Annotated in this window: 30 protein-coding genes; 18 read left to right on the top strand and 12 right to left on the bottom strand. The window is 69.3% G+C overall.

Annotated features, from left to right (window positions below; genetic code table 11):
* Window positions 1–124: 124 nt before the first annotated feature.
* From FVE89_RS12115 to tatC, 3 genes are all read left to right on the top strand, one after another.
* Window positions 125–397 carry a twin-arginine translocase TatA/TatE family subunit gene (locus tag FVE89_RS12115; RefSeq protein ID WP_160534197.1) on the top strand — a complete coding sequence of 91 codons (273 nt, stop codon included), beginning with the start codon at window positions 125–127 and terminating at the stop codon, window positions 395–397.
* Window positions 398–479: 82 nt separating this feature from the next.
* Window positions 480–1,046: a Sec-independent protein translocase protein TatB gene (gene tatB / locus FVE89_RS12110; protein WP_160534196.1), complete on the top strand. Its 567-nt coding sequence runs from the start codon at window positions 480–482 to the stop codon at window positions 1,044–1,046.
* Window positions 1,043–1,843 carry a twin-arginine translocase subunit TatC gene (tatC, locus tag FVE89_RS12105; protein ID WP_160534195.1) on the top strand — a complete coding sequence of 267 codons (801 nt, stop codon included), beginning with the start codon at window positions 1,043–1,045 and terminating at the stop codon, window positions 1,841–1,843. Before tatB ends, tatC begins: the two co-directional genes overlap by 4 nt.
* A 339-nt stretch (window positions 1,844–2,182) precedes the next feature.
* Here tatC and tyrS read toward each other — a convergent pair whose 3' ends face one another.
* Entirely contained in the window at window positions 2,183–3,454 is a 1,272-nt protein-coding gene (gene tyrS, locus FVE89_RS12100; RefSeq protein ID WP_160534194.1) for a tyrosine--tRNA ligase, read from the bottom strand.
* A 123-nt stretch (window positions 3,455–3,577) separates the two neighbouring features.
* Here tyrS and FVE89_RS12095 point away from each other — a divergent pair, with 123 nt between their 5' ends.
* Window positions 3,578–4,711: an anhydro-N-acetylmuramic acid kinase gene (locus tag FVE89_RS12095; protein ID WP_160534193.1), complete on the top strand. Its 1,134-nt coding sequence runs from the start codon at window positions 3,578–3,580 to the stop codon at window positions 4,709–4,711.
* Window positions 4,708–5,316: a DUF3578 domain-containing protein gene (locus tag FVE89_RS12090; protein WP_160534192.1), complete on the top strand. Its 609-nt coding sequence runs from the start codon at window positions 4,708–4,710 to the stop codon at window positions 5,314–5,316. Before FVE89_RS12095 ends, FVE89_RS12090 begins: the two co-directional genes overlap by 4 nt.
* Before the next feature lie 191 nt (window positions 5,317–5,507).
* Here the strand turns inward: FVE89_RS12090 and FVE89_RS12085 are convergent, their stop codons facing one another.
* The 3 genes from FVE89_RS12085 to FVE89_RS12075 form a co-directional block, all read right to left on the bottom strand.
* Window positions 5,508–7,511, bottom strand: coding sequence for an acetyl/propionyl/methylcrotonyl-CoA carboxylase subunit alpha (locus FVE89_RS12085; RefSeq protein ID WP_160534191.1), 2,004 nt, complete (start codon window positions 7,509–7,511; stop codon window positions 5,508–5,510).
* A gap of 100 nt (window positions 7,512–7,611) precedes the next feature.
* A complete protein-coding gene (locus FVE89_RS12080) occupies window positions 7,612–8,052 on the bottom strand; it encodes a hypothetical protein (RefSeq protein ID WP_160534190.1) in 441 nt (146 codons plus the stop codon).
* Window positions 8,053–8,214: 162 nt separating this feature from the next.
* Window positions 8,215–8,793 carry a L,D-transpeptidase gene (locus FVE89_RS12075; RefSeq protein ID WP_160534189.1) on the bottom strand — a complete coding sequence of 193 codons (579 nt, stop codon included), beginning with the start codon at window positions 8,791–8,793 and terminating at the stop codon, window positions 8,215–8,217.
* A gap of 181 nt (window positions 8,794–8,974) precedes the next feature.
* On the opposite strand from FVE89_RS12075, the gene FVE89_RS12070 reads away from it, so the two are divergent.
* Both FVE89_RS12070 and FVE89_RS12065 read left to right on the top strand, forming a co-directional pair.
* Window positions 8,975–9,904, top strand: a complete 930-nt coding sequence (locus FVE89_RS12070; protein WP_160534188.1) for a histone deacetylase family protein — start codon at window positions 8,975–8,977, stop codon at window positions 9,902–9,904.
* A 117-nt stretch (window positions 9,905–10,021) separates the two neighbouring features.
* Window positions 10,022–10,639, top strand: coding sequence for a LysE family translocator (locus FVE89_RS12065; protein ID WP_160534187.1), 618 nt, complete (start codon window positions 10,022–10,024; stop codon window positions 10,637–10,639).
* 8 nt (window positions 10,640–10,647) lie between these two features.
* Here the strand turns inward: FVE89_RS12065 and ribB are convergent, their stop codons facing one another.
* Both ribB and aroC read right to left on the bottom strand, forming a co-directional pair.
* Window positions 10,648–11,724, bottom strand: coding sequence for a 3,4-dihydroxy-2-butanone-4-phosphate synthase (gene ribB, locus FVE89_RS12060; protein ID WP_160534186.1), 1,077 nt, complete (start codon window positions 11,722–11,724; stop codon window positions 10,648–10,650).
* A gap of 34 nt (window positions 11,725–11,758) precedes the next feature.
* Window positions 11,759–12,859, bottom strand: coding sequence for a chorismate synthase (gene aroC / locus FVE89_RS12055; RefSeq protein ID WP_160534185.1), 1,101 nt, complete (start codon window positions 12,857–12,859; stop codon window positions 11,759–11,761).
* Between the two features lie 117 nt (window positions 12,860–12,976).
* On the opposite strand from aroC, the gene FVE89_RS12050 reads away from it, so the two are divergent.
* From FVE89_RS12050 to FVE89_RS12025, 6 genes are all read left to right on the top strand, one after another.
* Window positions 12,977–13,216, top strand: coding sequence for a hypothetical protein (locus tag FVE89_RS12050; protein WP_160534184.1), 240 nt, complete (start codon window positions 12,977–12,979; stop codon window positions 13,214–13,216).
* 10 nt (window positions 13,217–13,226) lie between these two features.
* Window positions 13,227–13,658, top strand: a complete 432-nt coding sequence (locus FVE89_RS12045; protein WP_160534183.1) for a gamma-glutamylcyclotransferase family protein — start codon at window positions 13,227–13,229, stop codon at window positions 13,656–13,658.
* Window positions 13,659–13,804: 146 nt separating this feature from the next.
* On the top strand, window positions 13,805–14,653 hold the full coding sequence (locus FVE89_RS12040) for a formate/nitrite transporter family protein (RefSeq protein WP_160534399.1): 849 nt from the start codon (window positions 13,805–13,807) through the stop codon (window positions 14,651–14,653).
* Between the two features lie 54 nt (window positions 14,654–14,707).
* Window positions 14,708–14,992: an acylphosphatase gene (locus FVE89_RS12035; protein WP_160534182.1), complete on the top strand. Its 285-nt coding sequence runs from the start codon at window positions 14,708–14,710 to the stop codon at window positions 14,990–14,992.
* Between the two features lie 85 nt (window positions 14,993–15,077).
* Window positions 15,078–15,839, top strand: coding sequence for a DUF599 domain-containing protein (locus FVE89_RS12030; protein ID WP_160534181.1), 762 nt, complete (start codon window positions 15,078–15,080; stop codon window positions 15,837–15,839).
* Complete coding sequence (locus FVE89_RS12025; RefSeq protein ID WP_160534180.1) at window positions 15,836–16,138, top strand: DUF3253 domain-containing protein; 303 nt, start codon at window positions 15,836–15,838, stop codon at window positions 16,136–16,138. The genes FVE89_RS12030 and FVE89_RS12025 overlap by 4 nt, the downstream gene beginning before the upstream one ends.
* On the opposite strand, the gene FVE89_RS12020 is transcribed toward FVE89_RS12025, so the two are convergent.
* The 5 genes from FVE89_RS12020 to epmA form a co-directional block, all read right to left on the bottom strand.
* Complete coding sequence (locus FVE89_RS12020) at window positions 16,081–16,908, bottom strand: YdcF family protein (protein WP_160534179.1); 828 nt, start codon at window positions 16,906–16,908, stop codon at window positions 16,081–16,083. The genes FVE89_RS12025 and FVE89_RS12020 overlap by 58 nt on opposite strands.
* On the bottom strand, window positions 16,905–17,555 hold the full coding sequence (locus FVE89_RS12015) for a dimethylmenaquinone methyltransferase (RefSeq protein WP_160534178.1): 651 nt from the start codon (window positions 17,553–17,555) through the stop codon (window positions 16,905–16,907). The genes FVE89_RS12020 and FVE89_RS12015 overlap by 4 nt, the downstream gene beginning before the upstream one ends.
* Window positions 17,556–17,641: 86 nt before the next feature.
* Window positions 17,642–18,253 carry a glutathione S-transferase family protein gene (locus FVE89_RS12010; RefSeq protein ID WP_160534177.1) on the bottom strand — a complete coding sequence of 204 codons (612 nt, stop codon included), beginning with the start codon at window positions 18,251–18,253 and terminating at the stop codon, window positions 17,642–17,644.
* A 16-nt stretch (window positions 18,254–18,269) separates the two neighbouring features.
* A complete protein-coding gene (locus FVE89_RS12005; RefSeq protein ID WP_160534176.1) occupies window positions 18,270–19,313 on the bottom strand; it encodes a lysine-2,3-aminomutase-like protein in 1,044 nt (347 codons plus the stop codon).
* Complete coding sequence (epmA, locus tag FVE89_RS12000) at window positions 19,310–20,365, bottom strand: EF-P lysine aminoacylase EpmA (RefSeq protein WP_246730685.1); 1,056 nt, start codon at window positions 20,363–20,365, stop codon at window positions 19,310–19,312. The genes FVE89_RS12005 and epmA overlap by 4 nt, the downstream gene beginning before the upstream one ends.
* Before the next feature lie 165 nt (window positions 20,366–20,530).
* On the opposite strand from epmA, the gene efp reads away from it, so the two are divergent.
* Window positions 20,531–21,154: an elongation factor P gene (gene efp, locus FVE89_RS11995; protein ID WP_202130732.1), complete on the top strand. Its 624-nt coding sequence runs from the start codon at window positions 20,531–20,533 to the stop codon at window positions 21,152–21,154.
* A gap of 30 nt (window positions 21,155–21,184) precedes the next feature.
* Here the strand turns inward: efp and FVE89_RS11990 are convergent, their stop codons facing one another.
* Window positions 21,185–22,198: a heparan-alpha-glucosaminide N-acetyltransferase gene (locus FVE89_RS11990; protein ID WP_160534173.1), complete on the bottom strand. Its 1,014-nt coding sequence runs from the start codon at window positions 22,196–22,198 to the stop codon at window positions 21,185–21,187.
* A gap of 292 nt (window positions 22,199–22,490) precedes the next feature.
* Between FVE89_RS11990 and FVE89_RS11985 the strand changes: the two genes are divergently transcribed.
* From FVE89_RS11985 to FVE89_RS11970, 4 genes are all read left to right on the top strand, one after another.
* A complete protein-coding gene (locus FVE89_RS11985) occupies window positions 22,491–23,096 on the top strand; it encodes a cold-shock protein (RefSeq protein WP_246730642.1) in 606 nt (201 codons plus the stop codon).
* Between the two features lie 116 nt (window positions 23,097–23,212).
* Window positions 23,213–23,707 carry a DUF192 domain-containing protein gene (locus tag FVE89_RS11980; RefSeq protein ID WP_160534172.1) on the top strand — a complete coding sequence of 165 codons (495 nt, stop codon included), beginning with the start codon at window positions 23,213–23,215 and terminating at the stop codon, window positions 23,705–23,707.
* A 118-nt stretch (window positions 23,708–23,825) separates the two neighbouring features.
* Window positions 23,826–24,230: a hypothetical protein gene (locus tag FVE89_RS11975; protein ID WP_160534171.1), complete on the top strand. Its 405-nt coding sequence runs from the start codon at window positions 23,826–23,828 to the stop codon at window positions 24,228–24,230.
* A 116-nt stretch (window positions 24,231–24,346) separates the two neighbouring features.
* On the top strand, window positions 24,347–25,231 hold the full coding sequence (locus FVE89_RS11970; RefSeq protein ID WP_160534170.1) for a dienelactone hydrolase family protein: 885 nt from the start codon (window positions 24,347–24,349) through the stop codon (window positions 25,229–25,231).
* Window positions 25,232–25,298: the final 67 nt, after the last annotated feature.

Raw genomic sequence — 25,298 nt, 5'->3', positions numbered from 1 at the left:
TTCCACCGCCCCTGGCACCGCCCGTGCTTGTGTTCGCGCGGCGTGATCCCTAGGTTCGCCCCGAAATCCTCAACCGGACGTGGCGTCCCGCTCCCGCTTTCCGGGGCGCACGCAGGAGGTTGCCATGGGCAGCATGAGTATCTGGCACTGGGTCATCGTCGCCGTCATCGTGATGCTGCTCTTCGGGCGCGGCAAGGTCTCCGACCTGATGGGTGACGTCGCCAAGGGCATCAAGGCGTTCAAGAAGGGCATGGCGGAGGACGAGACGCCCCCGGCGAACCCGACCGTCGTGCCGCCGGCCGAGCCCGTCCGCACGATCCCGCACACGGCCGAGACCAGCCCCGGCACCGCCATTCCGGCGAGCCACATCCCCGCCGGCGAACGCAAGCCGGTCTAGGGTACTGCCACGGGACGTGCGCTGGTGTAGAGCCTGACGGGAGCCGAGCTTCGGTTCCCCGGGCAGCAGGACCGTCGACGACATGCTGGACATGAGTTGGGGCGAGGTGATGCTGATCGGCGGCGTCGCCCTCATCGTCATCGGGCCGAAGGACCTGCCGAAGGCGCTCCGCACCGTCGGGCAGATCACCTCGAAGCTGCGCCGCATGGCCGGCGAGTTCCAGATGCAGTTCAACGAGGCGATCCGCGAGGCCGAACTCGACGACGTTCGCCGCGAGGTCGATGGCATCCGCAATACCGTGCGCGGCGTGGGCTCGACCTTCAATCCCGTCCAGACGATCCGCGACGAGCTGAAGGGCGCCGTCGAGGGCCGGACCAAGGTCGGACCGGAGAAGCTCGGCCCCCCGCCGCCCGCCGGAGAGACGCGCTCCCTCGCCGAGGCGACGGCGCAGCTCAAGGCCGAGCAGGAGGCCCCGAGTCCCGCCTCCGACACGGCATCCGCGGCGCCGCATCCCGCCCCGCAGCCGGCGGCCGTGGAAGCGCCGCTCCCTGTCCCCGGCTCGGTCGACGATCCGTTCGGCCCACCCGCAGATCCGGTCGTGGCCCATGAGGCCCCCGTCGATCCGAAGAACGGCGCCGCTGCCCGATGATCACCGACGCCGACGAGGCCGAGATCGAAGCCTCCCGGGCTCCGCTGCTCGAGCACCTGATCGAGCTGCGCGCGCGCCTGATCAAGTCGCTCATCGCTTTCGTGCTGATGTTCTTCGCGTGCTTCTTCTTCTCACGCGACATCTACAATGTGCTGGTCTACCCCTACGTCTCGGTGGTCGGCGCGCAGAATGCCGAACTGATCGCGACCCACTTCCTCGAACAGGTCTTCACCAACATCAAGCTCAGCGTCTTCGGCGCGGCCTTCCTGGCCTTCCCGGTGATCGCCACCCAGATCTACGCGTTCGTGGCGCCGGGGCTCTACCGGAACGAGCGCAAGGCCTTCCTGCCCTACCTCGTGGCCACGCCGATCTTCTTCCTGCTCGGCGCGCTGGTGGTGTTCTTCCTGGCGATGCCGCTGCTGATCAAGTTCTCGGTCTCGCTCCAGCAGGTGGGCGTGGCCGGCGAGCCGACGATCAAGCTGCTGCCCAAGGTGGACGAATACCTGTCGCTGATCATGACGCTGATCTTCGCGTTCGGCATCGCGTTCCAGTTGCCGGTGATCCTGACCCTGCTGGGGCAGATCGGCATCATCGACGCGGCCTTCCTGCGCGAGAAGCGGCGCTACGCCATCGTGCTGGTCTTCGTCGCGGCCGCGGTGCTGACGCCGCCCGACGTGATCTCTCAGCTTTCCCTCGCGATCCCGATGCTGCTCCTCTATGAGGCCTCCGTGTTCTCGGTGGCCCGGGTCGAGAAGCTGCGGGCGGCGCGGCGCGCCGCGGAGGGGCTGGACCCGTAGGACATCCCCCCCTTGGTTCGGAAGGCGGCTCGCGCATGCTCGTCACGGGCCGCGATCCGATCCTGGGTCAGGGGCTTCCAAAGGGACGTGTCCCTTTGGTGGGGTGTCGGGGTAAAACCCTGACATTGAGGACCCGGTCGTCCACGACCCTATTCCCGGTCGCATGCTGACACACCGTGAGCCGCTGGCGCGGCGCTCCGTGTGCTGCGCGTCCCGGTGTGCCGAGCCCACGCCGCGACCCGGGGCCAAACACCTTGAAACAGCTGGGTCACGGACCTTTTGAAACCGGGATGTTGGCCGAAGCGCCGCCTATCGGCACGATGAGTCCGGCCGGGGCCCTCATTCCACCCGCAGCAACACGTGTCGCTTCTTACCGAAGGAGAGCTTGATCACGCCGTCGGCCGTGAGGTCGCCCTGGCCCAGCACCGCCTTCTCGTCCGTCACCGGCACGTCGTTGACGCGCAGGCCGCCGCCCTTGATCTGGCGCCGGGCCTCGCTGGTCGAGGGCACGAGCTTCGCGATCTCCGGACCGAAGGCGGTCAGCACCCCGAGCCCGGCCTGCAGCGTCGCGGCCGGCACCGAGACGCTCGGCAGGTCGGCCGCGAGCGTGCCCTCGACGAAGGTCTTGCGCGCCGTCTCGGCGGCCGCCTCCGCGGCCTCGCGGCCGTGCATCAGGGCCGTCGCCTCGGTGGCCAGCACCGTCTTGGCGGCGTTGATCTCGGAGCCGGCGAGCGCCGCCAGCCGCGTGATCTCCTCCATCGGCAGCAGGGTGAACAGCTTGAGGAAGCGGGCCACGTCCGCATCCTCGGTGTTCCGCCAGAACTGCCAGTAATCGTAGGGCTTCAGCATGTCCGGGTTGAGCCAGACGGCGCCGGCGGCGGTCTTGCCCATCTTGGCGCCCGACGACGTGGTCAGGAGCGGGCAGGTCAGGGCGTAGAGCTGCGGCGTGCCCATGCGGCGGCCGAGATCGATGCCGTTGACGATGTTGCCCCACTGGTCCGAGCCGCCCATCTGCATGACGCAGCCGTAGCGGCGGTTCAGCTCCACGAAGTCGTAGGATTGCAGGATCATGTAGTTGAATTCCAGGAACGAGAGTTCCTGGTCGCGCTCCAGGCGCAGGCGCACGCTGTCCATCGACAGCATGCGGTTCACCGAGAAATGGCGGCCGACATCGCGCAGCATCTCGATGTAGTTGAGCTTCGTCAGCCACTCGGCATTGTCGACCATCACGGCATCGTCGGCGCCCGCGCCGAAGCGCAGGAACCGGTCGAAGGTCTTGCGGATCTCGGCCTTGTTGGCATCGATCTGCTCGACGGTGAGGATCTTTCGCGTCTCGTCGCGCCCCGACGGATCGCCGACCCGCGTGGTGCCGCCGCCCATCAGGGCGATCGGCTTCCCGCCCGTGGCCTGCAGCCAGTGCAGCATCATGATCGAGAGCAGGTGCCCGACATGCAGCGAGGGCGCCGTGCAATCGTAGCCGACATAGGTGGTGAGCCGGCCTTCCAGGGCCGCCGCGTCGATCCCGGCGAGGTCGGAGGTCTGGTGGATATAGCCGCGCTCGGTCAGGATCCGCAGGAAATCGGATTTCGGCGCGAAGCTCTCGGCGGTCATGGATACAATCTCGGGCCGCGTGCTGGCGCGACAGGCCGAGGCCCCGCATGCTAGCTCGCGCTGGGTTCAGGATACGGCGCGCTCTTAGCAGGGCGTTCGCGGAAAGGCACGGGGCGGAACGGCATGGCGATGATGCGCGCGATCGGGCTGATGAGCGGCACCTCGCTGGACGGCGTCGACATCGCGCTGATCGAGACCGACGGCGAGCGGGTCCACGTGGTCAAGGGCCACAACAACTTCCTGGAGCCGCTGGGGCCGACCGGCTACCGCGGCTACGCGGAGGACGAGAAGGCGCTCCTGCGCGCGGCGACCAAGGACGCGGAATCCGTTCTCCATCCCGGCGACCGGCCCGGCCGCCTGCCGGAGGCGGAGGCCTTCGTCACGCAGGCCCATGCCGAGGCGGTCGAGCGCTTTCTTGAGGAAAACGGCCTGTCCGCCTCGGACATCGACGTCATCGGTTTTCACGGACAGACCGTGATCCACCGGCCCGACCAGCGCATCTCGATCCAGATCGGCGACGGACAGGCCCTGGCGACGCGCCTCGGCATCCCGGTGGTGTCTGATCTGCGCCGGGCCGACATCGAGGCGGGCGGGCAGGGCGCGCCGCTCGTGCCGGTGTTCCACAAGGCGCTCGCCGAGGCGTCGGGCTTCGACGGGCCGTTCGGCATCCTCAATATCGGCGGCGTCGCCAACGCGACGCTGATCGACTCGAAGGGCGGCGTCATCGCCTTCGACACCGGCCCCGGCAATGCCCTGATCGACGAGTGGATGCAGGAGCGCGAGGGCAAGAACCTCGACGATGGCGGCCGCACCGCCGCCCGGGGCCGGCCCGACGAGCAACTCCTCGCGTGGCTGCTGACGCACCCGTTCTTCTTCCGCAAGCCGCCCAAATCCCTCGACCGGAACTGGTTCTCGCACAAGCTGGCGGGCCAGCTCTCCACCGAGGACGGCGCCGCGACGCTCACCGCCTTCACGGCCCGCGCGGTCGCCCGCGCCCTCGACCACGCCCCTGAGATCCCGACCCGCTGGATCGTGGCCGGCGGCGGCGCCCGCAACGGCGAGTTGGTGCGGCTGCTGAACTACCACCTGCGCGCCGAGATCACGACAGCCGACGCGATCGGCTGGTCCTCGGCCTATCTGGAGGCGCAGGCCTTCGCGTATCTGGCCGTGCGCTCGCTCAAGGGCCTGCCCATCACCTTCCCGTCGACCACTGGGGTCCGCGAATCCTTGACCGGTGGGGTTCTGGCGCAGCCGTGAGCCTCGGCTACGCGCTTCGGCGGATCATCGAGGAATACCCGCTCGCCCGGCTCGACCCGCCAGCCGGGCATCCGCTCGCCACGGTGATCCGGAAGGGCGCGCCGGACGAGTTGCGCGGCGCGCTGGCCGCGATCGACGGTCCGTTCCTCGTGAAGGGCAGCCCGGGGCGCGGAGCCAAGTGGGCCGCCGTGCCGTGGCTCGCGATCTTCGATCCCGCGATCACCACCAGCGCGACGCGGGGCTACTATCTGGTCTATCTGTTCCCGGCGCACCGCGAGGCGGTGCATCTGTCGCTCGCACAGGGCACGGTGGCGGCGATCCGCACGTACGGAGCCAGCGCGGGCGATCGTCTCCGGACGAGCGGCGTGATGCTCCGAAAACGCCTCGCCGACTTCGCCGACCGGCTTCCGAACGACACCATTGGCCTGGGCACGGCCGGCGAGTTGCCGGAGGGCTACGAGGCCGCCCACATCCTGGGCCTCACCTACGGTCGCGACGCCCTCGGCGATGAGCGGCGGCTGCGGACCGATCTCGCGGTTGCCGTGTCGGCCTACCGGGCGCTGAAGGCGCGGGGTGGCCTCGCTGCGGAAAGCCGGTCCGTCTGAACATCGGCTCGCCGAGATGAACTGGCATACGCGCGGATTGACGTCTCGTGCGTCCGAGGCCGAGCGGCCTCGGGGCTTTCGGTCATTCGATCTATCGGCGCGGTCGCGATGCTGGCAGGCATCGTTCACGGCTTCCGAGCGCGGCCTCGTCTGCGCGCCGTAAGCCGCGGGTACGACGAACGCGTCCCGGCTCAGGCGAACTCCAGGATCACCGCGTCGACCGCGAGGCTTTCACCCTCCTTCGCGTGGATCTTGCCCACGGTCGCGTCCCGCTCGGCGCGCAGCACGTTCTCCATCTTCATCGCCTCGACGACCGCGATCGGCTCGCCGTTCTTCACCTCCTGGCCCTCGGTCACCAGGATCTGCTTCACGAGCCCCGGCATCGGGCAGAGCACCTGCTTGCCCGAGCCCGCCTGCTCCTTCACCGGCATCAAAGCGGCGAGCTCGGCCTCGCGGCGGGTATAGACACGGGCCTCGGCGGCCGCGCCCGCGTGCTGCAGGAACACGCCGTTGAGCAGGCTGCGCACCTGGATTGCGACGCGCTCCGACCCGATCGTGCCGATCCAGACCGGCTCGCCCGGACGCCACGCGCTCGCCACCGTCAGCGACGCGCCGTCGTCCTGGGTGATCAGCAGATCCTCGCCCTCCGGCTGGACCGTGACGGGATAGGACTGACCGGCCAGGATCACGACGCGATCCCGCTCGAAGGCGAACAGGCCCGGCGCCCGCATCTGCCCGGAGATGCCGCGCTTGCGCTGGTTGAGCTTGTGATCGATCGCCGCTGCGGCGGCCATCATGCGCAGCGCCACCGGCCCGGCGGGCTCCGGCGCCGTAAAGCCCTCCGGAAACTCCTCGGCGATGAAGCCGGTGGACAGGCGGCCCTCCTGCCAGCGCGGATGCGCCATCAGGGCCGACAGGAACGGGATGTTGTGGCGGATGCCGTCGATCGCGAAAGCGTCGAGCGCCTCGGCCTGCGCGGCGATCGCCTCGGCGCGGCTCGGCGCCCAGGTCACCAGCTTGGCGATCATCGGATCGTAGTGGATGGCGATCTCGCCGCCTTCTTCCACGCCGGTATCGTTGCGCACGATCGCCTTGCCCTGCTGCCCCTCCTCCGGCGGACGGTAGGTGGTCAGCCGGCCGATCGAGGGCAGGAAGTTGCGGGTCGGATCCTCGGCATAGACGCGGCTTTCCACAGCCCAGCCGTTGAGCTTCACGTCGTCCTGGGTGATCGGCAGCTTCTCGCCGGCGGCGACGCGGATCATCAGCTCGACGAGATCGAGCCCGGTGATCATCTCGGTCACCGGATGCTCGACCTGCAGACGGGTGTTCATCTCGAGGAAGTAGAACGACTTGTCCTGCCCGGCCACGAACTCGACCGTGCCGGCCGAATCGTAGTTCACCGCCTTGGCGAGGGCGACGGCCTGCTCGCCCATCTTGCGGCGGGTCTTCTTGTCGAGGAGCGGCGATGGCGCCTCCTCGATCACTTTCTGGTTACGCCGCTGAATCGAGCACTCGCGCTCGCCGAGGTAGATGACGTTCCCGTGCTTATCGCCGATCAGCTGGATCTCGATGTGGCGCGGATCTGTGATGAACTTCTCGATGAAGACGCGGTCGTCGCCGAACGAGGAAGCCGCCTCCGACTTGGCGCGGGCGAAGCCCTCCGCGACCTCGTCGCCCGAGAAGGCGATGCGCATGCCCTTGCCGCCGCCGCCCGCGGAGGCCTTGATCATCACCGGGTAGCCGATCTCGTCGGCGATCGTCCGGGCATGCTCGGGTGATTCGATCACCCCGAGGAATCCGGGGACCGTGGAGACCTCGGCCGCAGCCGCCGCCTTCTTCGATTCGATCTTGTCGCCCATGGCGGCGATCGCGGCGGGATTCGGGCCGATGAACACGATGCCGGCGGCTTCGAGCGCCTTCGGGAAGGCCTCGCGCTCGGAGAGGAAGCCGTAGCCGGGATGCACGGCCTGCGCGCCGGTCTGCTTGCAGGCCTCGACGATCTTGTCGATGACCAGATAGGATTCCGCCGCTGCGGCGGGGCCGATATGCACGGCCTCGTCGGCCATGGCGACGTGCACGGCGTCGCGATCGGCATCCGAGTAGACCGCTACGGTCCTGATGCCCATCTTCCGGGCGGTCTTGATGACCCGGCAGGCGATCTCGCCCCGGTTGGCAATCAGGATCTTGTCGAACATCGCTGGCGCACTGCATCCGAGATCGCCGGACTGCGCACCGGCTTGACTGTCCCGATAGATCAGTTGCGCGACAGACGGAAGCTGCGCCTTTGTCGAAGGCTCAGGCGGCCAGTGCAAAGCTCATGCGGGCGGGCTGGACCGCGTCATGGGTCCGGCGGTTGGCTTCGAGGGCGAAGGCCATCAGCGATTCGGCGCTGCCCTGGGCTTCCCGGACGATCTCCATGGCGATCCGCGCACCGACCGGGCTCGGGCCCTCGCGACCGCTGAGCGAGGCGGCGAGCCAGGCGGCCACGTCGCGGTCGATGTAACCGGTCGGCCGGGTGCCCCATACGGCGAAGTCGACGACCGAGGCCACGAGGAAGTCGGCGAAGGCCTCGGAACCGATCACCGCGCGCTCCAGGGCGATCAGCAGGTCCGCCTCTTCGCGGGTCATCAGGCCTTCTGGGAGAACCTCACGCTTGAGGACCAGCAGGTCCTCGTCGCTGATCATGCCTGTCGAAACGGCATGGTTGCAGAACTGTTGAACGGAAATCATGGTCATGGTCGCCTGCTCCTCCGACCTGTGTTGCGGTCGGTGCTTGTCCCTGTGTGTCTTCAACTTACGGGACGGCTTCCCTGCCAGAAGTTAATGGCCAGATCTGAACGGAAGTTCAGGTAAACACCCCCCAAGCAAGCAGGCTTATTGGGACGTTGACCGGTTGCGTTACCGGACGATGACCGTCGCGCCGACGGGGACGCGATTGTAGAGGTCCACCACGTCGATGTTGCGCATGCGGATGCAGCCGGAGGAGACCGCCTGCCCGATCTTCTCCGGCTCGTTGGTGCCGTGGATCCGGTAGAGCGTGTCCTTGCCGTGGTCCGACAGGTAGAGGGCGCGGGCGCCCAGCGGATTCATCGGCCCGCCCTGCATGGCGTGGACATGCGGCCAGCGCTTGATCATCTCGGCCGGCGGGTTCCAGGCCGGCCATTCCGCCTTGCGGTCGACGGTGGCCTTGCCGGTCCAGCCATAGGCCTCGTCGCCGACCGAGACGCCGTAGCGGAGCGCCTTCCCGCCGGGCTCAACGAGGTAGAGCTGACGCTCCTTGGTCTCGACCACGATGGTGCCGGGCGGCTCATGAGTCGGATCGTTCATCTCGTACCGGGCGAAATGCGGGTCGAACTCGGCATCCGGCACGAGCGCCATGAATTCCGCATCGCGCGCCGAGAGGGCGGGATCGGGCACGCCCTTGAAGGTGCAGCCCGCCAGGAGACCCGCACAGACGATGATCGGGACGATGCGCATGCGGCCGGTCTCGACGTTGAATCCCGTACCGAAAACCGTTCGGTGACTGGGAAAATCCGAAGACGATCGGGACAAGCCTAATCGTCGTGGGCACGCGGCCGTAGTCCGCGCGTTGCGACCGTGGCACATTGCCGGCTCCTGTTGCAGACGCGCGACAGGACCGGACCCGGGAGCGACCGTCGTGACCACACTGTACGTGAGCCATCCCGCCAGCTTCGATCATCTCGTGCCGGAGGGCCACCCGGAGCGGCCAGCCCGGATGCGCGCGGTCGAACGCGCGCTGGAAGACGAACGCTTTGCCGGCCTCGTGCGCGCTTCGGCGCCCCGTGCGGACTTGGAGATCGCCGCGCTCGCCCATCCCCGCTCCTATATCGACGCGCTGGTCGCGGCGGTGCCGGAGCAGGGCATGGTCGGAATCGACTCGGACACGGTCCTGTCGGCCGGCAGCCTGGAGGCGGCGTTGCGGGCGATCGGCGGTGCCACGCACGCCATCGACGCCGTCGTCGCGGGCGAGTGCCGCAACGCGTTCGTCGCCATGCGGCCGCCCGGCCACCACGCGGAGCGGACCCGGTCCATGGGGTTCTGCCTGTTCAATCACGCCGCCATCGCGGCCCGCTACGCCCAGACGAAGCACGGCGCCGGGCGCGTGGCGCTGGTCGATTGGGATGTCCATCACGGCAACGGCAGCCAGGACATCTTCTGGGACGATGCCTCCGTCCTGTACTGCTCGACCCATCAGATGCCGCTCTTCCCCGGCTCCGGCGCCGCCTCGGAGCGGGGCGACAGGGATACGATCGTCAACGTGCCCCTGCAGCCGAACGACGACGGCGAGATCTTTCGCGAGGCCTTCGAGACCGGCATCCTGTCGCGCCTGGAGACGTTTCGGCCGGATGTGATCGTGATCTCGGCGGGGTTCGATGCCCATCGCCTCGATCCGCTGGCCAATCTCCGGCTCGAGGCCGAGGATTTCGCCTGGGCGACGCGGCGATTGATGGAGCTGGCGGAACGCTGCGCCGGTGGGCGCATCGTCTCGGTGTTGGAGGGCGGCTACAGCCTGGAAGGTCTCGCGAAGTCGACCGCCGCGCATGTCGACGCGCTGATGGGTCGATAGGATCGTTGCGCGCTCATCGGATCGCACCGTAGGCTCAGGCTTTCGGGGGATCAGAATCATGAGAGCGCCGAGCCGCTTCATGGCGGCGGCCGCCAGCCGCCGGACAGGATGTGCGCGATGACGACGGCCGGTTTCCTGGCCTACGCGCTGGCGCTGGGTGTCGCTGCCGCAATCCCGGGCCCGGGGGTCGTGGCGCTCGTCGCCCGGGCGCTGGCTTCCGGGTTCCGGGCCGGGATGGCGTTCGCCGGGGGCCTGATCCTGGGCGATCTGACCTTTCTTGCGGCCGCAGTGTTCGGGCTGACCCGCGTGGCCGAGGCGCTCGGCGACGTCTTCGTCGTGGTCCGGGTCGGCGCCGGCCTCTATCTCGGCTATCTGGCGATCCAGCTCTGGCGCGCTGCGGCGCGGGCGCAGCCCGTGGCGCGTCGCGGTGCCGACCGCCCCCTCGCGAGCTTCCTCGCCGGACTGACCGTGACGCTCGCCAACCCCAAGACGATCGTGTTCTATCTCGCGGTGCTGCCGACCCTCCTGGACCTGCGGTCGGTCACGCGCAGCGACTTCGCCGTGCTCGTCGCCGTCACGGCCCTCGTCCTCATCGCGGTGACGACGCCCTACGCGGCCCTCGCGTCCCGGGCGCGGCACGCGCTGCAGAGTTCCGCATTCCATCGACGGCTGAACCGCAGCGCCGCCGCCATCATGGCCGGCGCCGCGATCTGGACGGTCGCGCGCCGCGCCTGACGAGCCGGCTACGCCTCCAACGGCTCGTCGCCCAGGTGTTCGATGCCGAAGCCCGACAGGCCGACATAGGCGCGCGACGAGGTCGCGAGGTTCCGGAACGAGACGACGCCGAGATCGCGCAGGATCTGTGCCCCGAGGCCGACCTCGCGCCATTGACGCGCGCGCAGGGCCTCGGTGCCCTCTTCGGTCACGCTGTTGACCGGCACGCCCGCCGTCCCGTCGCGGAGATAGACCAGCACCCCGCGCCCGGCCGCCGCGAAGCGCCGCAGCACCGCGTCGATCTGCTTGCCACCGCCGATCACATCGGCCGCGACGTTGGAGCGATGGAGGCGCACCAGCACATCGCGCCCGTCGCCGATCTCGCCCATCACGAAGGCAAATTGCTGGATCGTCTCGAAGGGCGTCGAGAACACGTAGGCGTTCATGTCGCCGTGATTCGACCGGACCGGGAAATGCCCGACCCGCTCCACCAGCCGGTCCCGGGCCTGCCGGTAGGCGATGAGATCGGCGACCGAGACCTGCTTGAGTCCATGCTTCTCGGCAAAAGCCTCGATCTGCGGCCCCTTCATCACGGTGCCGTCGTCATTGGCGAGCTCGCAGATCACACCGACGGGAGGCAGCTCCGCCAGGCGGCAGAGATCGACCGCGGCCTCGGTGTGGCCGGACCGCATGAGCACGCCGCCGTCGCGGGCGATCAGCGGGAAGACGTGGCCGGGGCGCACGAAATCGCCCGCGCCCATGTTGCCGTTGGCGAGCGCCCGGACCGTGTTGCAACGCTGCTCCGCCGAGATGCCCGTGGTCAGGCCGTGCTTCACATCCACCGTGACCGTGAAGGCGGTGCCGAGCGGCGCGTCGTTCGAGGCGACCATCGGTGTCAGGTGCAGCCGCTTGGCCTCGCTCTGCGTGAGCGGCGCGCAGACGATGCCGCAGGTGTTGCGGATGATGAACGCCATTTTCTCGGGCGTGCAGAGCGAGGCCGCGACGACGAGGTCGCCCTCGTTCTCGCGGTCGTCGTCGTCGGTGACGACGACGATCTCGCCCTTGGCGAAGGCCGCGATGGCCTCGGTGACGGTGCAGTGGGGCACGGGCATTCTCGAAATGGTGGGGCCGGGAGCGGGATCAGGCCTGAGGCCCGACCTGCCCGCGGTGGCGCAGGTAATGATCGGCGAGCACGCAGGCCATCATGGCCTCCGCCACCGGGACGGCGCGGATGCCGACACAGGGATCGTGGCGGCCCTTCGTGACGAGATCCACCTCGGCGCCGTCGCGGGTGACCGACCGGCGCGCCGTCAGGATCGAGGATGTGGGCTTCACAGCGAATCGCACCACCACCGGCTGGCCGCTGGAGAGGCCGCCGAGGATCCCGCCGGCGTGATTGGCGAGGAAGCGGGGGCGCCCGTCATTCCCGGCGCGCATCTCGTCGGCATTGTCCTCGCCGCGCAGGGCTGCGGCTGCGAACCCGTCGCCGATCTCGACGCCCTTCACGGCGTTGATCGACATCATGGCGGCGGCGAGATCCGCGTCGAGCTTGCCGTAGATCGGCGCGCCGAGGCCCGGCGGGACGCCCTCGGCCACAACCTCGATCACGGCACCCACCGATGAGCCATCCTTCCGGATCGCGTCGAGGTACTCCTCATAGAAGCTCGCCGTCTCGGCGTCGGGGCAGAAGAACGGGTTGCGCTCCACCTCAGCCCAGTCCCAGCGGGAGCGATCAATGGCGTGCGGACCCATCTGGATCAGGGCTGCCCGGATGGTGATCCCCGGGATGACCTTGCGGGCCACGGCGCCGGCGGCCACGCGCGCCGCGGTTTCCCGGGCGGAGGAGCGGCCACCGCCGCGATAGTCGCGGATGCCGTACTTCGCGTCGTAGGTGTAGTCGGCATGGCCGGGCCGGTAGCTGTCGCGGATCTCGGAATAATCCTTCGAGCGCTGGTCCGTATTCTCGATCACCAGCGCGATCGGCGTGCCGGTGGTGAGCTGGCGTCCATCGGTGCGGTCGTCGGCGAAGACGCCGGACAGGATCTTCACCTGATCGGGCTCGCGGCGCTGGGTGGTGAAGCGCGACTGGCCGGGCTTGCGCCGGTCGAGCTCCGCCTGGATCTCCTCGGCCTCCAGCGGCAGGCCGGGGGGGCAGCCATCGACCACGCAGCCCAGCGCGACCCCGTGGCTCTCGCCGAAGGTCGTGACGCGGAACAGGTGGCCGAAGGTGTTGTGCGACATGGCGCGGCTGCCTTAGCGCGGGAGCGGCGGGGGCACAAACCGCAGCCGGGTTCGGTCGCGCCGCCCGCTGTAGCAGATCCGCATCATAGCCTGGAAGCGGTCTGGCGGATGTTGCCGGTGAATCCGATTCCGGCAACAGCCTTCCGCATGGCGGTCTGGCTTTGCACGGCGATCCTCTTACATCGATTCGGGCGGCGCGCGCGGGAGCATCGGGTCATGGGTTTGGGGGAAACCGTCAGCGCGTCCGTGGTCGCCACGATCACCCCGGCCGTGGCCGACGCGGCATCACGCGCCTGCACGGGCGATCCCTTGGGACGCACCGACCGCGGCGCGATGGCGAGGCCCAGCGGCTGCTGATCGCCGCGGCATGCCCCTCTATTTCGCCTACGGCGCCAACATGGATGCCGCCGCGATGGCCCTGCGCTGCCCGGTCTCGCGGCTGATCGGCGTCGGGCATCTGCCGGGCCACCGCTTCATCATCATGCGCGAAGGCTACGCCACGGTGGTGCGTCATGCCCGGCACACCGTCTGGGGCGTGCTCTGGGAACTCGCCGGCGGCGACATCCCGGCGCTCGACCGCTACGAGGGCGTGGCGGGCGGCCTCTATACGAAGGCTTCTCTTCCGATCCGGAGCCCGAAGGGCGTCAAGCGCGCCCTGATCTATCGCGGCTGCTCCACCGCGCCCGGTCGTCCGCGGCCCGGATACCTGAACGCCGTCCTGGCGGCGGCTCGCGCGGCGGACCTGCCATCGGCCTACATCCGGGAGTTGAGCGGTTGGTCGCACGGCTGTCCGGCCTGATCGCGCCACAACTGGTACGCGACATGCTTGCCCACGTTCGAGCTGGCGGGCGGAAAGCCTCACCGCGCCCGACCGGCCATTCAGAATTGCAAAGGACGCCCGTCGGTCAACGGCGATCAGCGCGCGTCTGCGAGGGAGAGTTTCGTATGTCGTATCTGGCGCCCGCCGATTTCGTGAAGAAGGCCGTCGACGCGGGAGAGTCGAAGGTCTTCATGGCCACCAAGGACACCTTCATCCGCGCCTACATGGCCGGCGCGATCCTGGCGCTCGCCGCCGCGTTCGCGGTCACCATCAACCAGACCACCGGCCAGCCGCTGGTCGGCGCGCTGCTGTTCCCGGTCGGCTTCTCGATGCTGTACCTGCTGGGCTACGACCTCTTCACGGGCGTCTGCGTGCTCACGCCGCTGGCGCTGATCGACAAGCGGCCCGGCGTCACCGTGGCGGGCGTCGCGCGCAACTGGGCCCTGGTGTTCTTCGGCAACTTCGCAGGCGCGCTCACCACCGCGGTGATGATGTCGATCGTGTTCACCTTCGGCTTCGCCACCGAGCCGAACGCCGTCGGCAAGCTGATCGCCGGCATCGGCGAGGCCCGGACGCTGGGCTACGAGAAGTACGGCGCCTCCGGCATGCTGACCCTCTTCGTCCGCGCCATGATGTGCAACTGGATGGTCTCGACCGGCGTGATCGGCGCGATGCTGTCCACCTCGGTGCCCGGCAAGGTGATCGCCATGTGGATGCCGATCACGGTGTTCTTCTTCATGACCTTTGAGCACTCCGTGGTGAACATGTTCCTGTTCCCGTCGGCGATCCTCATGGGCGGCCATCTGACGGTCATGGACTACCTGTTGTGGAACGAGATCCCGACGCTGATCGGCAACATCGTCGGCGGTATCGCCTTCACCGGCCTGATGCTCTACTCGACCCATGTACGGACCGGCGCGACGCGGTCGGCGGTCATCGACGCGAATGTGCGTCGCCCTATCGCGGCCGAGTGAGGCAATCCGGGCCCGCGCAGAGATGCGCGGGTCCTTTGGTGGGTTTGCATCTGCATGCGTGAGACACGGACGGTCGCCGTCGTCATCAAGGGGCGGGTGCAGGGCGTATCGTATCGGGCTTGGACCCAGAGCGAGGCCCGGGCGCGCGGCCTGACCGGTTCCGTACGCAACCGCGACGACGGCGCGGTCGAAGCCGTCTTCAGCGGCGCGCCGGAGGCCGTGGCCGAGATGCTGATGCTGTGCCGGTCGGGACCATCGGGCGCCAGCGTCACCGACATCACCGCGCGCGAGCGCGACGCCCCGCCCGAGCGCGACGGCTTCGAGATCCTGCGCGGCTGAACCGACTGGTCTTGCGTGCGGCTTCTGCGCCGGTCTCTTGGCTGATATGCGTCGTGGCCCTGCGCGAACACGCTATTCGACATCCATGACCGATCTATCCGCCGGCCAGGCCGCGTTCTCGCCCCTGGATCTCGGGGCGCTGCTGTACTTCATCCTCGCCTGGGTGGCGTACGGGCTGTCCGTCGGCCGGCTCCGAGGCCGGATGGTGTCCCTCAGCCAGATCATGAACGGCCACCGTTCCAACTGGGCGCGGCAGGTGATCGGCCGTGACAACCGGGTGGTCGACACGCAGATCAACGCCTCCCTTCAGAACGGCACCGCCTTCTTCGCCTCGACCTCGCTGATCGCCCTCGGGTCGGTCCTCACCCTGTCGCGCTCCGGCGACGACGTCCTGAACCTGTTCGCCACGCTGCCGTTCGGCATGGTGGCTAGCCGGCTCACCTGGGAGCTCAAAGTCGCCGGACTCGCGCTGGTCTTCGTCTACGCCTTCTTCAAGTTCGCCTGGGCCTATCGGCTGTTCAATTATGCGGCGATCCTGCTCGGCGCGGTGCCGCCGAAAGGGTCCGGGGCGAGCGAGGCCGAGATGCTGCGGGCCGTGCGGCGGCTCGCCGCGATGAATGTCAGCGCCGGCCGCCACTTCGCGCGCGGGCAGCGTGCCTTCTTCTTCGCGCTGGCGTATCTCGGCTGGTTCATCAGCCCCTACGTGCTGTTCGTCTCGACATCGGCGGTGGTGATCATCATGTGGCGGCGGCAGTTCGCCTCCGAGATCCGCTCGGCGCTGATCGAAGCCGGAGAGGGTCCCCACGAGGGGCCGCTCCTGCCGTCCCTGGAAGAGGCCCGGATATGACCGAGACGAGACCGGACGACACGGCGATCGAGCAGACCATGCTCGGCCTCGTGGCTGCGCGCGGAGCGGAGAAGACCGTCTGCCCCTCCGAGGTCGCCCGGGCGCTCGGCGGCCCGCATCCGGACGGGTGGGGTCCCCTGATGCAGCCGGTGCGGCGTGTTGCGGTGCGCCTCGCCCATGCGGGCCGCGTCGCGATCCTGCGCAAGGGCAAGCCGGTGGACCCCGACGACTTTCGGGGAATCTACCGGCTGGCGCTGCCCGCAGGCACCTCCGGCCCCGGCAGCCAGTCCGGCGTGTAGCCCGCCCACCGGTAGACCGCGAGGCCGATCCACTCCTTCACCCCCAGGTCGAGCTGGAGCAGGCCGTCCGAGGCGAAGCCGTTGAAGCGGGTCAGGTCGCCCCAGCCGCGCGTCCGGTAGTCGACCGGGAAGGCGTCGACCGCAAACCCGGCCTGCCGGAAGCATCCGACCGCCCGCGGCATGTGCCAGGCCGACGTCACGAGGAGCCAGCGCTCGCCGGGCTTCGGCTGCACCAGCGCCGCCGTGAACGTCGCGTTCTCACGGGTGTTGCGCGAGCGGTTTTCCAAGATGAGGCGCGTGCGGGGCACGCCGATCGTATCGGCCTGCCGGCTGACGATGTCGGCCTCCGCGATCCCGCCCCCGATGAAGCCGCTGCCGCCGGAGAAGACCAGCCGGGCCGCCGGGTAGCGCCGGGCCAGATCGGCCAGATAGATCGGCCGCTCGCCGGCATCGTTGACGACGATCTGCGCCCGCGCCTCGGACAGGCCGGACTCGATCCCACCGCCGAGCACGATGATGCCCGCGGGCGGCGGGCCGTCCGTCGGGAATGGCGGAAAGCGCTGTTCGAGGGGGAGAAGGACCGCCTCCGAGAGGGGAGTCAATCCTCCAAGGGCCAAGCCGGCGGCGCCCAGCAGCGCGAGGACAGAGCCGGTCCGCCGAAGCCGCGTCAGAAGCAGCAGGACGCCGATCAGGACCGCGAAGATGAAGAAATTCGACGGGGTGATCAGGAAGTAGATCACCTTCGAGAGCGGGAAGAACGCGGCGCTCACGCCGTCTTCGTCTCCGCCTGGAACCGCTCCAGCGCCGCCGCATCCGGGGGCAGGAGGCCGGCGAGGCTCTCGCCGCGTTCGACCTCGCGCTGGATCCAGAGATCGAGGCGCTGCTGCTCGACGGCCTCAAAGGCGATCCGCTCGGCGATGGCGGCGGGCAGCGCCACGATCCCGGCCTCGGTGCAGACGACGATGTCGCCGGGATGGATCGCGGCCCCGCCGCACGCGACGGGTTGCTGCGTGCCGACGAGCGCGAGTGTCCCAACCCCGCCCTGGGGCGCGCTCCAATGCGGCAGGCCGATCGCCTCGGACAGGGCCGCATCGGTGACGAGGCCCACGGCACCGCGCTGGGCGAGCCGGGCCGACAGGATGGCACCGAAGGGCAGGGCCAGACCCGACCCGGCGGCATCGATCACCACGACCGCGCCTTCGGGAACAGCCTCGATCGCGGCGGCGAGATCGCCCGCAGCATCGTCCCGGGTCGGGATCATCCGGAGCGTGTAGGCGGTCCCGATCGCGGTTCCGCCGCCGCCGGCCGACAGGCCCCGCGGGCTGAACGCCTTGACGCCGGCCCGCGCCAGGGCGCGGGCGAGGCTTGCGGCTGTCACCGCGGAGAGCGCGTCGCGCAGGGTCGGGTCGATCGCCATCGGGGCTTCCTGAAAGCGGTGCGATCAGCGCCGCACACTGTGCCAAGGTGGATCCGGCGCGCGCGACGGCAAGCCCGCCGGAACGCTCAGCCGATGGGCTCGCCCAGAGCTTTGGCCGCCCCCGGCCGGGCGGCGATCCGCTCGTACCACCGGCGCAGGGCCGGGCGCTCGACGCGCTCGGCCGGGAGGTTCAGCCAGCGATGCGCCGCGCAGCCGAGGGCGATGTCGGCGATCGCGAAGCGGTCGCCGACCACGTAATCCCGATCCGCCAGATGCGCGTCGAGGATCGCCGCCTGAGCCTCCGTGTTCTTCAGCGACTGGGCGATGAGGGCGCGGTCGGGCTCGGGCGCGCGGAAGAGCTGCCAGAAGGCGTCGCGCATGGCCGGCGTGAAGGTCGTGGCCTGCCAGTCGAGCCACTGATCGACATGGGCGCGGGCGCGGGGATCTTCGGGTAAGCCGAGGGCGGGGCAGGTCGCCGCCAGGTAGCGGAGGATCGCGTTCGACTCCCAGAGGACGAAGCCGTCCTCCTCCAGCGTCGGCACCAGCCCGTTCGGGTTCAGCGCCCGGTAGGCGGGATCGGAGACGATCCCGAAGGCGCCGCCCGCGTCGATCCGCTCGTAGACGAGCCCGGCTTCGTCGAGCCCCCAGACCGCCTTCTGCACGTTCACCGAGGTGAGTCGTCCCCAGAGTTTGCGCATCGTCACGCCTTCATGCTCACGCTTTCGGCGGATAGGCGTGGTCGCGCCCGTCCGGGTCGGTCACGCGCTGCCCGTCTTCGGTTTCGAACAGGTAGTTGGGCCCCACCGGCACCTTGCCGTGACCGCCGGGAATGTCGAGCACGTAAGTCGGCTGGGCGAGGCCCGAGAGCCGCCCGCGCAGGGTCCGCATCAGGGCCTGTCCCGCGGCGAGGCCCGTGCGCAGGTGGCTCGTGCCCGGCGCGAGATCGCCGTGGTGCAGGTAATAGGGCTTGATCCGGTTCTCGACGAAGGTCCGCATCAGGGCCTCCAAGGTCCCGGCCTCGTCGTTGACGCCGCGCAGCAGCACGGTCTGACTCACCATCGGGATGCCGGCATCGACCAGCCGGGCGCAGGCCGCCCGTGCGGCTGGCGTGAATTCGCGCGCGTGGTTCGCGTGCAGGGCGACGAAAACGGCGCGCCCGAATCGGCGCAGCGCCCGCACGAGATCCTCCGACACGCTGTCGGGTTTGACGACGGGCACGCGGGTGTGGATCCGCAGGACGCGCACATGCGCGATGGCCGAGAGCCGCTCCGCGATATCGCCGAGGCGCCGGGCCGAGAGCGCGAACGGGTCGCCGCCGGTGAGCACGACCTCCCAGATCCGCGGATCCTGCGCGATATACGCGACAGCGGCCTCCAGCTCGGCCTCGCTCAGCGTTCCGAGCCCGTTCGGCCCGACCATTTCCCGCCGGAAGCAGAAGCGGCAATAGACGGGACAGACATGCAGCGGCTTGAGCAGCACGCGGTCGGGGTAGCGGTGGACGATCCCGGCGACGGGCGCGTGGGCAGCGTCGCCGATCGGGTCGGCGCGTTCCTCGGGTTCGACCCGGCCTTCCTCGACCGAGGGCACGAATTGCCGGGCGATCGGATCATCGGGGTCCGATGGATCGATCAACTCGGCCATGTCGGGCGTCAGCGAGACGGCGTAGCGGTCCAGAATCGCGCGCAGCATGTCGGCCTCGACGCCTGAGATCAGGCCGGCATCGGCGAGATCGTCGGTGCTGCGCAGGGCATGGGTCACGCCTGAGTCTCCGCGACGGGGGTCCAGATCACATCCTCGATGCGGGTCGCGCCGCAGGCCAGCATCGCCAGCCGGTCGAAGCCGAGGGCGATCCCGGAGGCGTCCGGCATGACGGCCAGGGCCGCCAGAAACTCCTCGTCGATCGGGTAACGCTCGCCGTACACGCGCAGCTTCTCCGTCATCTCAGCCTCGAAGCGGCGGCGCTGCTCGCCCGGATCCGTCAGCTCCCCGAAGGCATTGGCGAGTTCGACGCCGCACACATACAGCTCGAACCGTTCGGCGACGCGCCCGTCATGCGGTGCCGGCCGGGCCAGCGCCGCCTCGCTCACCGGATATTCGCACAGGATCGTCGGTCGCCCGATCCCGAGATGCGGTTCGATCCGCGCCACGAGGACCCGCGAGACGAGATCGGCCCAGGTGTCGTCCGGCGCGACCCGCAGACCGGCGTTGGCCACCGCGCCTGCGAGGGCGTCCCGGTCGGTTTCGCCGGTGCGCGACACGGTGGCGAGCAGATCGATCCCGGCAAGGCGATCGAACGCCTCGGCCACCGTCAGCCGCTCGGGCTCCGCCAAGGGGTCCGCGTCGCGGCCGCGATACGTGAAGCGGCGCGCGCCGGTCGTGGTGGCGGCAAGCCGCAGCAGGTCGGCGCAATCCGCCATGAGGGTCGTGTAGGGCGCTCCAGCCCGGTACCATTCGAGCATCGTGAATTCGGGATGGTGCAGCGGCCCCCGTTCGCGGTTCCGGAACACCCGGGCGAGGCTGAACAGCCGCGTCTCGCCGGCCGCCAGCAGCTTCTTGCAGGCGAATTCGGGCGAGGTGTGCAGGTAGAGCGGCGTGCGCGCGCCGCTGGCGCCCACGGCCTCGGTGGCGAAGGCCGAGAGATGCGCCTCGTTGCCCGGCGAGACCTGCAGGCAGGCCGCCTCCACCTCGACGAAATCCCGCTCGGCGAACCAGGCCCGGAACGCCGCGGTGAGGCGGTTGCGCTGCATCAGCGCCGGCCGGCGATCGGCGTGGCGCTCGGCGGCCCACCAGGGGGAGGGCGGGCTCGTCAGCACGCTGGGCGCTCGGACACGGGCGAAGACGCTGCGCCTGTCATGATCGGGTCGCTCCGGCCCATCCCCATCCTCGGCCGCGACGCGCTCCATCCCCGGCTCACAACGACAAATCGGCCGCCCGCTGGCAACCGGGACGCAGATGCGATAGTGGCGGGGTCCGAGATGCAGCGCCCGCGCTTGGCGCGTGCCGCCCCCCATGTCAATGCAGGACGCAATTCCGTGAAGGTGATCGCCTCAACGCTCCGCAAGGGCAACGTCGTCGAGAAGGACGGCAAGCTCTACGTGATCCTGTTCGCCGAGAACATCCATCCCGGCAAGGGCACGCCGGTGACCCAGCTCGACATGCGCCGGATCACGGACGGCGTGAAGGTGTCCGAGCGCTACCGGACGACCGAGCAGGTCGAGCGCGCCTTCGTGGAGGATCGCGAGCACACCTTCCTGTACAGCGACGGCGAGGGGTTCCACTTCATGAACCCCGAGAATTACGAGCAGATCGCGGTTCCGGAGGATGTGGTCGGCGACGCCGCGCCCTACCTCCAGGAGGGCATGGCCGTCATGCTGTCCGTCCATAACGGCGTGCCGCTGACGATCGAGCTGCCGCAGCGCGTGACGCTGGAGGTCACCGAGACCGAGCCGGTCCTGAAGGGGCAGACCGCCTCCTCGTCTTACAAGCCCGCCACGCTCTCGAACGGCGTGCGCACGACCGTGCCGCCCCACATCGCGGCCGGGACGCGCATCGTCGTCATGACGGCGGACGGATCCTACGTCGAGCGCGCCAAGGACTGACCGGATCGATCGGCCGGACCGCTGCCGGCCTCAGCGCGGTGCGTGCGCGGCGTTCTCGAGGGAGGCGTAGCAGCCCTGCGAGAGCGCCTGGGCGCGCAGCCGCTCCAGCGGGCTGAACGGACGGCCATCCTCGCGGAAAAGATCCTCGCGCAGCAACGCATCCGATGTGCAGCGGGCGGCGATCCGGCAGAGCGGCGGCTCGCCACCGGTGCGGGTGCAGATCGTCACGTAATCGGCCCGGAACGCCCGCAAGCCCGCGCGCGGATTGGGACCTGTCACCGTCACCAGGCCGGTCAGCAGTGCTAGCAGCACCAGCTGATGGATCAGGTAGAAGGTGAGGCTGTGGCGTCCCAGGAAGGTCAGGCCACGGCCGGGCGCGGAATGGGGAATCCAGGCGCCGATGCGCGAGCCGGCGAGCCTGGGTAGCCCGATCCGGCCGAGGACGATCCCGGCGAGCACCAGCCCGAACCACGGAAAGAGCGGCACGTAATCGTTGGTTCGCGGCATCGCCGCGCCGAGGCCGAGGAAGAAGAGTTCAGGCGCATCGAGGAATGCCGCATGCACGAGATGCGGTGCCGCGAGCACCAGTGCCGCCGCGAGCGCCGTCACCGGGACGGGAAGGAACAGGAAGGCGAGCCCCAGCACGCTCGAGACGGCGATGCAGTGCAGGATGCCGAAGAACACATAGGCGTCCGGAAACGCCAGCCACGTGCCCAGGGTCACCAGGAGGGCGCCGCCGCCGATGCGCGCGAGGCGCAGCAGAGTCGGCCGAGGCCGGATCCCCCGACCGTTCATCAGCACGAGCCCGACACCGACGAGCACGAGGAAACTGCCGGCGATCATCTCGGCGGCGAGACGCCCGGCCGGCGTCACGGCGTAATTCTCGGCGGTCAGCCTCAGGTATCCCACGTCCCATAGGGTGTGATAGCTCGCCATGGCGATGAGGGCCGCGGCCCGCGCCGCATCGATCACCGGCAGTCGGTCCCACCGGGCCCCGGCAGGGGAATCGAGGGGGCGGAGGATGGGGGCTACGTCGACCGACATGACGGCGAACCCAAATCACGGCGGCCCGGGACCTGCCAAGGGCCTACCGCGGGGCCAGGAAGCGTCGCCGAGAGCCGGTCTCTCGGAAACGTGAAGCGCGCCGGGATGGTCGCGCCGCAATGCGTTTGCGCATGCCGTTTGCGGTGGAACGACTGTTGCCGCCGCGCATACACCCACCGAGATTGCAACTCGGTCACACTCCCGTGCCGGCGAAACGGGCTTCCCGCGAGTCAGGACTTCGTTAATCTTGCCGGGAAACGGCGCGGCGTGATTCAGGGTAGGTTGTTCGGCCATGTCTGACGAACGCGGATCCGGGCCGGAGAACCCTGATCGGGGCGTGAATCCGCGCGGTGGCGAGACGGGACCACGCGCGGACGAGGCGCTGGAGCTCGTCGAAGTGGCGGGCCACATCAAGTGGTTCGACGTCGCCAAGGGCTTCGGATTCATCGTGCCGGACGACGGCGCGCCCGACATCCTGCTGCACGTCACCTGCCTGCGGCGCGACGGCTACCAGGCAGCCAGCGAGGGGGCGCGCATCGTCGTGGAGGCGGTGGAACGGCCCCGCGGCTGGCAGGCCTTCCGGGTGATCTCCCTCGATCAGGCGACGGCGGTCCATCCCGCGGAGATGCCGCTGCCGCGCACGCACGTGACCGTGACGCCGACGAGCGGGCTGGAAACCGCCGTGGTGAAATGGTTCAACCGGTTGCGCGGCTTCGGCTTCCTGACCCGCGGCGACGGCACGCCCGACATCTTCGTGCACATGGAAACGCTGCGCCGGTACGGGATCGCCGAGTTGAAGCCGGGCGAGGCGGTCCTGGTGCGCTACGGCGACGGCTCGAAGGGCGTCATGGCAGCCGAGGTCCGCTTGATCGACGGGACGCTCCCGGCGTCACATTGAGGCGGTCCCGCCTCGACCGGTCGGGGTGCGGGCGGATTCCCCCAGCCGGCTTCCTGGCCTATGTGAACGGCGAGCAGCGGGTACCCCGCGCATCGACCCACGAGAGGCTTCAGCCTGTGAGAATCCTGTCCCGCTTCGCGGCGGCCGCGGCCGTCGTCAGCCTCGGCCTGAGTTCAGCCCATCCGGTTTCGACGGCCTACGCTCAGGCGCCGGCCGAGGCCGCGACCGCGAAGACGGAGCCGCTGACGATCGTCACGAAGTCGGGGCCGAAGCGCTTCGCCGTCGAGGTCATGCGCGACGATGCCGGGCGGTCCCGCGGTCTGATGTTCCGCCGGCACATGGCGGCCGATCACGGCATGCTGTTCGATTTCGAGCGGGACGAGCCCGTCACCATGTGGATGAAGAACACCTATCTCCCCCTCGACATGGTCTTCATCCGGCCCGACGGCACCGTCAGCCGCATCGCCGCCGATACGGAGCCTCTGTCCACGGCGATCATCCCCTCGGGCAGCCCGGTTCTCGCGGTGCTGGAACTCAATGCCGGCACGGCGGCCAAGCTCGGGATCCAGCCCGGCGACCGGGTCGAGCACGGCATGTTCCGCGGACGTTGACGCGGCGGGCACAAAGCGAACGCACCGGGAACAAGTACCTTGACCGACGCCGTGATCCGCGCCAGTGTTCCGGCAATGTTCCGATGCTTCGGAATGCCGGGACGGCGCGGAGGACCCGATGAGCGACGTGGCCGAGGCCGAGCTGTTCGGCAATGACGATTGGTCCGTCCAGGCGGACGGGATCGAGCACAGGGATACGGGATACTTCATCGCGCGCGACGCCCTCGCGGCCCGGCGCGCCGAGGGTCTCTGGGACTGGCCCCTTCAGATGGCCGAGAAGCGCTGGTGCCGGCCGAGCCTGTTCCGCGAGGCGTTCCTGGCAGCCCTCGACCGATTCGGCATTCCCCGCGATGCGGAGCTGATCCGCTCGTTCGCCCTCGGCTACGGGATCCGTGCGGTGGTCTCGCCGGCGGCGGAAACCTTCGTGACGCTGGCCGACATGCTGCAGCCGCGGGAGGTGCCGGCATCGATCCGGGTTACGGCCCGACCCGCGATCCGCACGCTCACCGCCGCAGGCGCGTGATGCCGCAGGCGGCTCAGCCGGGGGCGGTCGGGCAATAGGACGCGCCGGCCTCCTGCGGGGAGACGATCGCCGCCAAACACGGTACCCCTTCCCAGAGGGATCAGGGAGGTACCAGCATGGCGGAGCAGGGCGCGGTCGGCAGCATCGCGGGGCTTGAGGGGCTGATAAATCCGCCGCTGTCGCGGCGCGGCTTTGTCATGACCAGCCTGATGAGCGGCCTGACGCTCGCGACCACCCGTGTCGAGGCGCAGGTCATCCACACCGATACCGCCGGCATCGAGGCGGGTGAGGTGAAGATCCCGGCGGCGGACGGACCCATGCCGGCCTATCGCGCGGTTCCGGAGGGGACGGGCCCGTTCCCGATCGTGCTGGTGATCGAGGAGATTTTCGGCGTCCACGATTACATCAAGGATATTTGCCGCCGCCTCGCCAAAGCCGGATACTGCGCGGTCGCACCCGAGCTGTATGCCCGGCAGGGCGATCTCACGACGATGACCGATCCGAAGATCATCATCCGCGACATCATTTCGAAGACGCCGGACGCGCAGTGGATCAGCGACCTCGACGCGACGGCAGCCTGGGCCGCCTCGGCCGCCAAAGGCGACGGCCAGCGGCTGGCGGCCATGGGATGGTGCCGGGGTGGACGCGACGTGTGGCTCTACGCGGCGCACCGTCGCGACCTGAAGGCGGCCGTAGCCTGGTATGGGCCGGTGGGCGGCGATCGCACGGACATCCAGCCGCGCACGGCCGGCGACGTCGCCGCTGAGATCAACGCGCCGCTGCTCGGGCTCTACGGCGGATCCGATACGGGCATCCCCGTCGCCTCCGTGGAGGAAGCGCGGGACCGTGCGAAGGCAGCGGGGAGAACCGTCGAACTGGTGATCTATCCCGACGCGCCGCACGGCTTCCACGCGGATTACCGCCCCAGCTACCGCCAGGCGGCGGCGGAAGACGGATGGGCGCGCGCACTCGCCTTCCTGAAGGCGCACGGCGTCGGGTGACGCGCTTCTTCGATCCCGGAGACGGTCCTGGGGCCGTATCCGGGCGTTCCTGGAAGGCTGTGTTACT

The organism is Methylobacterium sp. 2A (genome assembly GCF_009806555.1).
In the GTDB taxonomy this organism is placed as follows: domain Bacteria; phylum Pseudomonadota; class Alphaproteobacteria; order Rhizobiales; family Beijerinckiaceae; genus Methylobacterium.
This window is presented reverse-complemented; position numbering and strand designations above follow the sequence as displayed.

Coding starts and splice junctions, on each gene's coding strand:
- FVE89_RS12115 (WP_160534197.1), top strand. CDS start 125: ATGGGCAGCATGAGTATCTGGCACTGGGTCATCGTCGCCGTCATCGTG.
- tatB (WP_160534196.1), top strand. CDS start 480: ATGCTGGACATGAGTTGGGGCGAGGTGATGCTGATCGGCGGCGTCGCC.
- tatC (WP_160534195.1), top strand. CDS start 1,043: ATGATCACCGACGCCGACGAGGCCGAGATCGAAGCCTCCCGGGCTCCG.
- tyrS (WP_160534194.1), bottom strand. CDS start 3,454: ATGACCGCCGAGAGCTTCGCGCCGAAATCCGATTTCCTGCGGATCCTG.
- FVE89_RS12095 (WP_160534193.1), top strand. CDS start 3,578: ATGGCGATGATGCGCGCGATCGGGCTGATGAGCGGCACCTCGCTGGAC.
- FVE89_RS12085 (WP_160534191.1), bottom strand. CDS start 7,511: ATGTTCGACAAGATCCTGATTGCCAACCGGGGCGAGATCGCCTGCCGG.
- FVE89_RS12080 (WP_160534190.1), bottom strand. CDS start 8,052: ATGACCATGATTTCCGTTCAACAGTTCTGCAACCATGCCGTTTCGACA.
- FVE89_RS12075 (WP_160534189.1), bottom strand. CDS start 8,793: ATGCGCATCGTCCCGATCATCGTCTGTGCGGGTCTCCTGGCGGGCTGC.
- FVE89_RS12065 (WP_160534187.1), top strand. CDS start 10,022: ATGACGACGGCCGGTTTCCTGGCCTACGCGCTGGCGCTGGGTGTCGCT.
- aroC (WP_160534185.1), bottom strand. CDS start 12,859: ATGTCGCACAACACCTTCGGCCACCTGTTCCGCGTCACGACCTTCGGC.
- FVE89_RS12045 (WP_160534183.1), top strand. CDS start 13,227: ATGCCCCTCTATTTCGCCTACGGCGCCAACATGGATGCCGCCGCGATG.
- FVE89_RS12040 (WP_160534399.1), top strand. CDS start 13,805: ATGTCGTATCTGGCGCCCGCCGATTTCGTGAAGAAGGCCGTCGACGCG.
- FVE89_RS12035 (WP_160534182.1), top strand. CDS start 14,708: ATGCGTGAGACACGGACGGTCGCCGTCGTCATCAAGGGGCGGGTGCAG.
- FVE89_RS12030 (WP_160534181.1), top strand. CDS start 15,078: ATGACCGATCTATCCGCCGGCCAGGCCGCGTTCTCGCCCCTGGATCTC.
- FVE89_RS12025 (WP_160534180.1), top strand. CDS start 15,836: ATGACCGAGACGAGACCGGACGACACGGCGATCGAGCAGACCATGCTC.
- FVE89_RS12015 (WP_160534178.1), bottom strand. CDS start 17,555: ATGGCGATCGACCCGACCCTGCGCGACGCGCTCTCCGCGGTGACAGCC.
- FVE89_RS12010 (WP_160534177.1), bottom strand. CDS start 18,253: ATGCGCAAACTCTGGGGACGACTCACCTCGGTGAACGTGCAGAAGGCG.
- efp (WP_202130732.1), top strand. CDS start 20,531: ATGCAGCGCCCGCGCTTGGCGCGTGCCGCCCCCCATGTCAATGCAGGA.
- FVE89_RS11990 (WP_160534173.1), bottom strand. CDS start 22,198: ATGTCGGTCGACGTAGCCCCCATCCTCCGCCCCCTCGATTCCCCTGCC.
- FVE89_RS11985 (WP_246730642.1), top strand. CDS start 22,491: ATGTCTGACGAACGCGGATCCGGGCCGGAGAACCCTGATCGGGGCGTG.
- FVE89_RS11975 (WP_160534171.1), top strand. CDS start 23,826: ATGAGCGACGTGGCCGAGGCCGAGCTGTTCGGCAATGACGATTGGTCC.
- FVE89_RS11970 (WP_160534170.1), top strand. CDS start 24,347: ATGGCGGAGCAGGGCGCGGTCGGCAGCATCGCGGGGCTTGAGGGGCTG.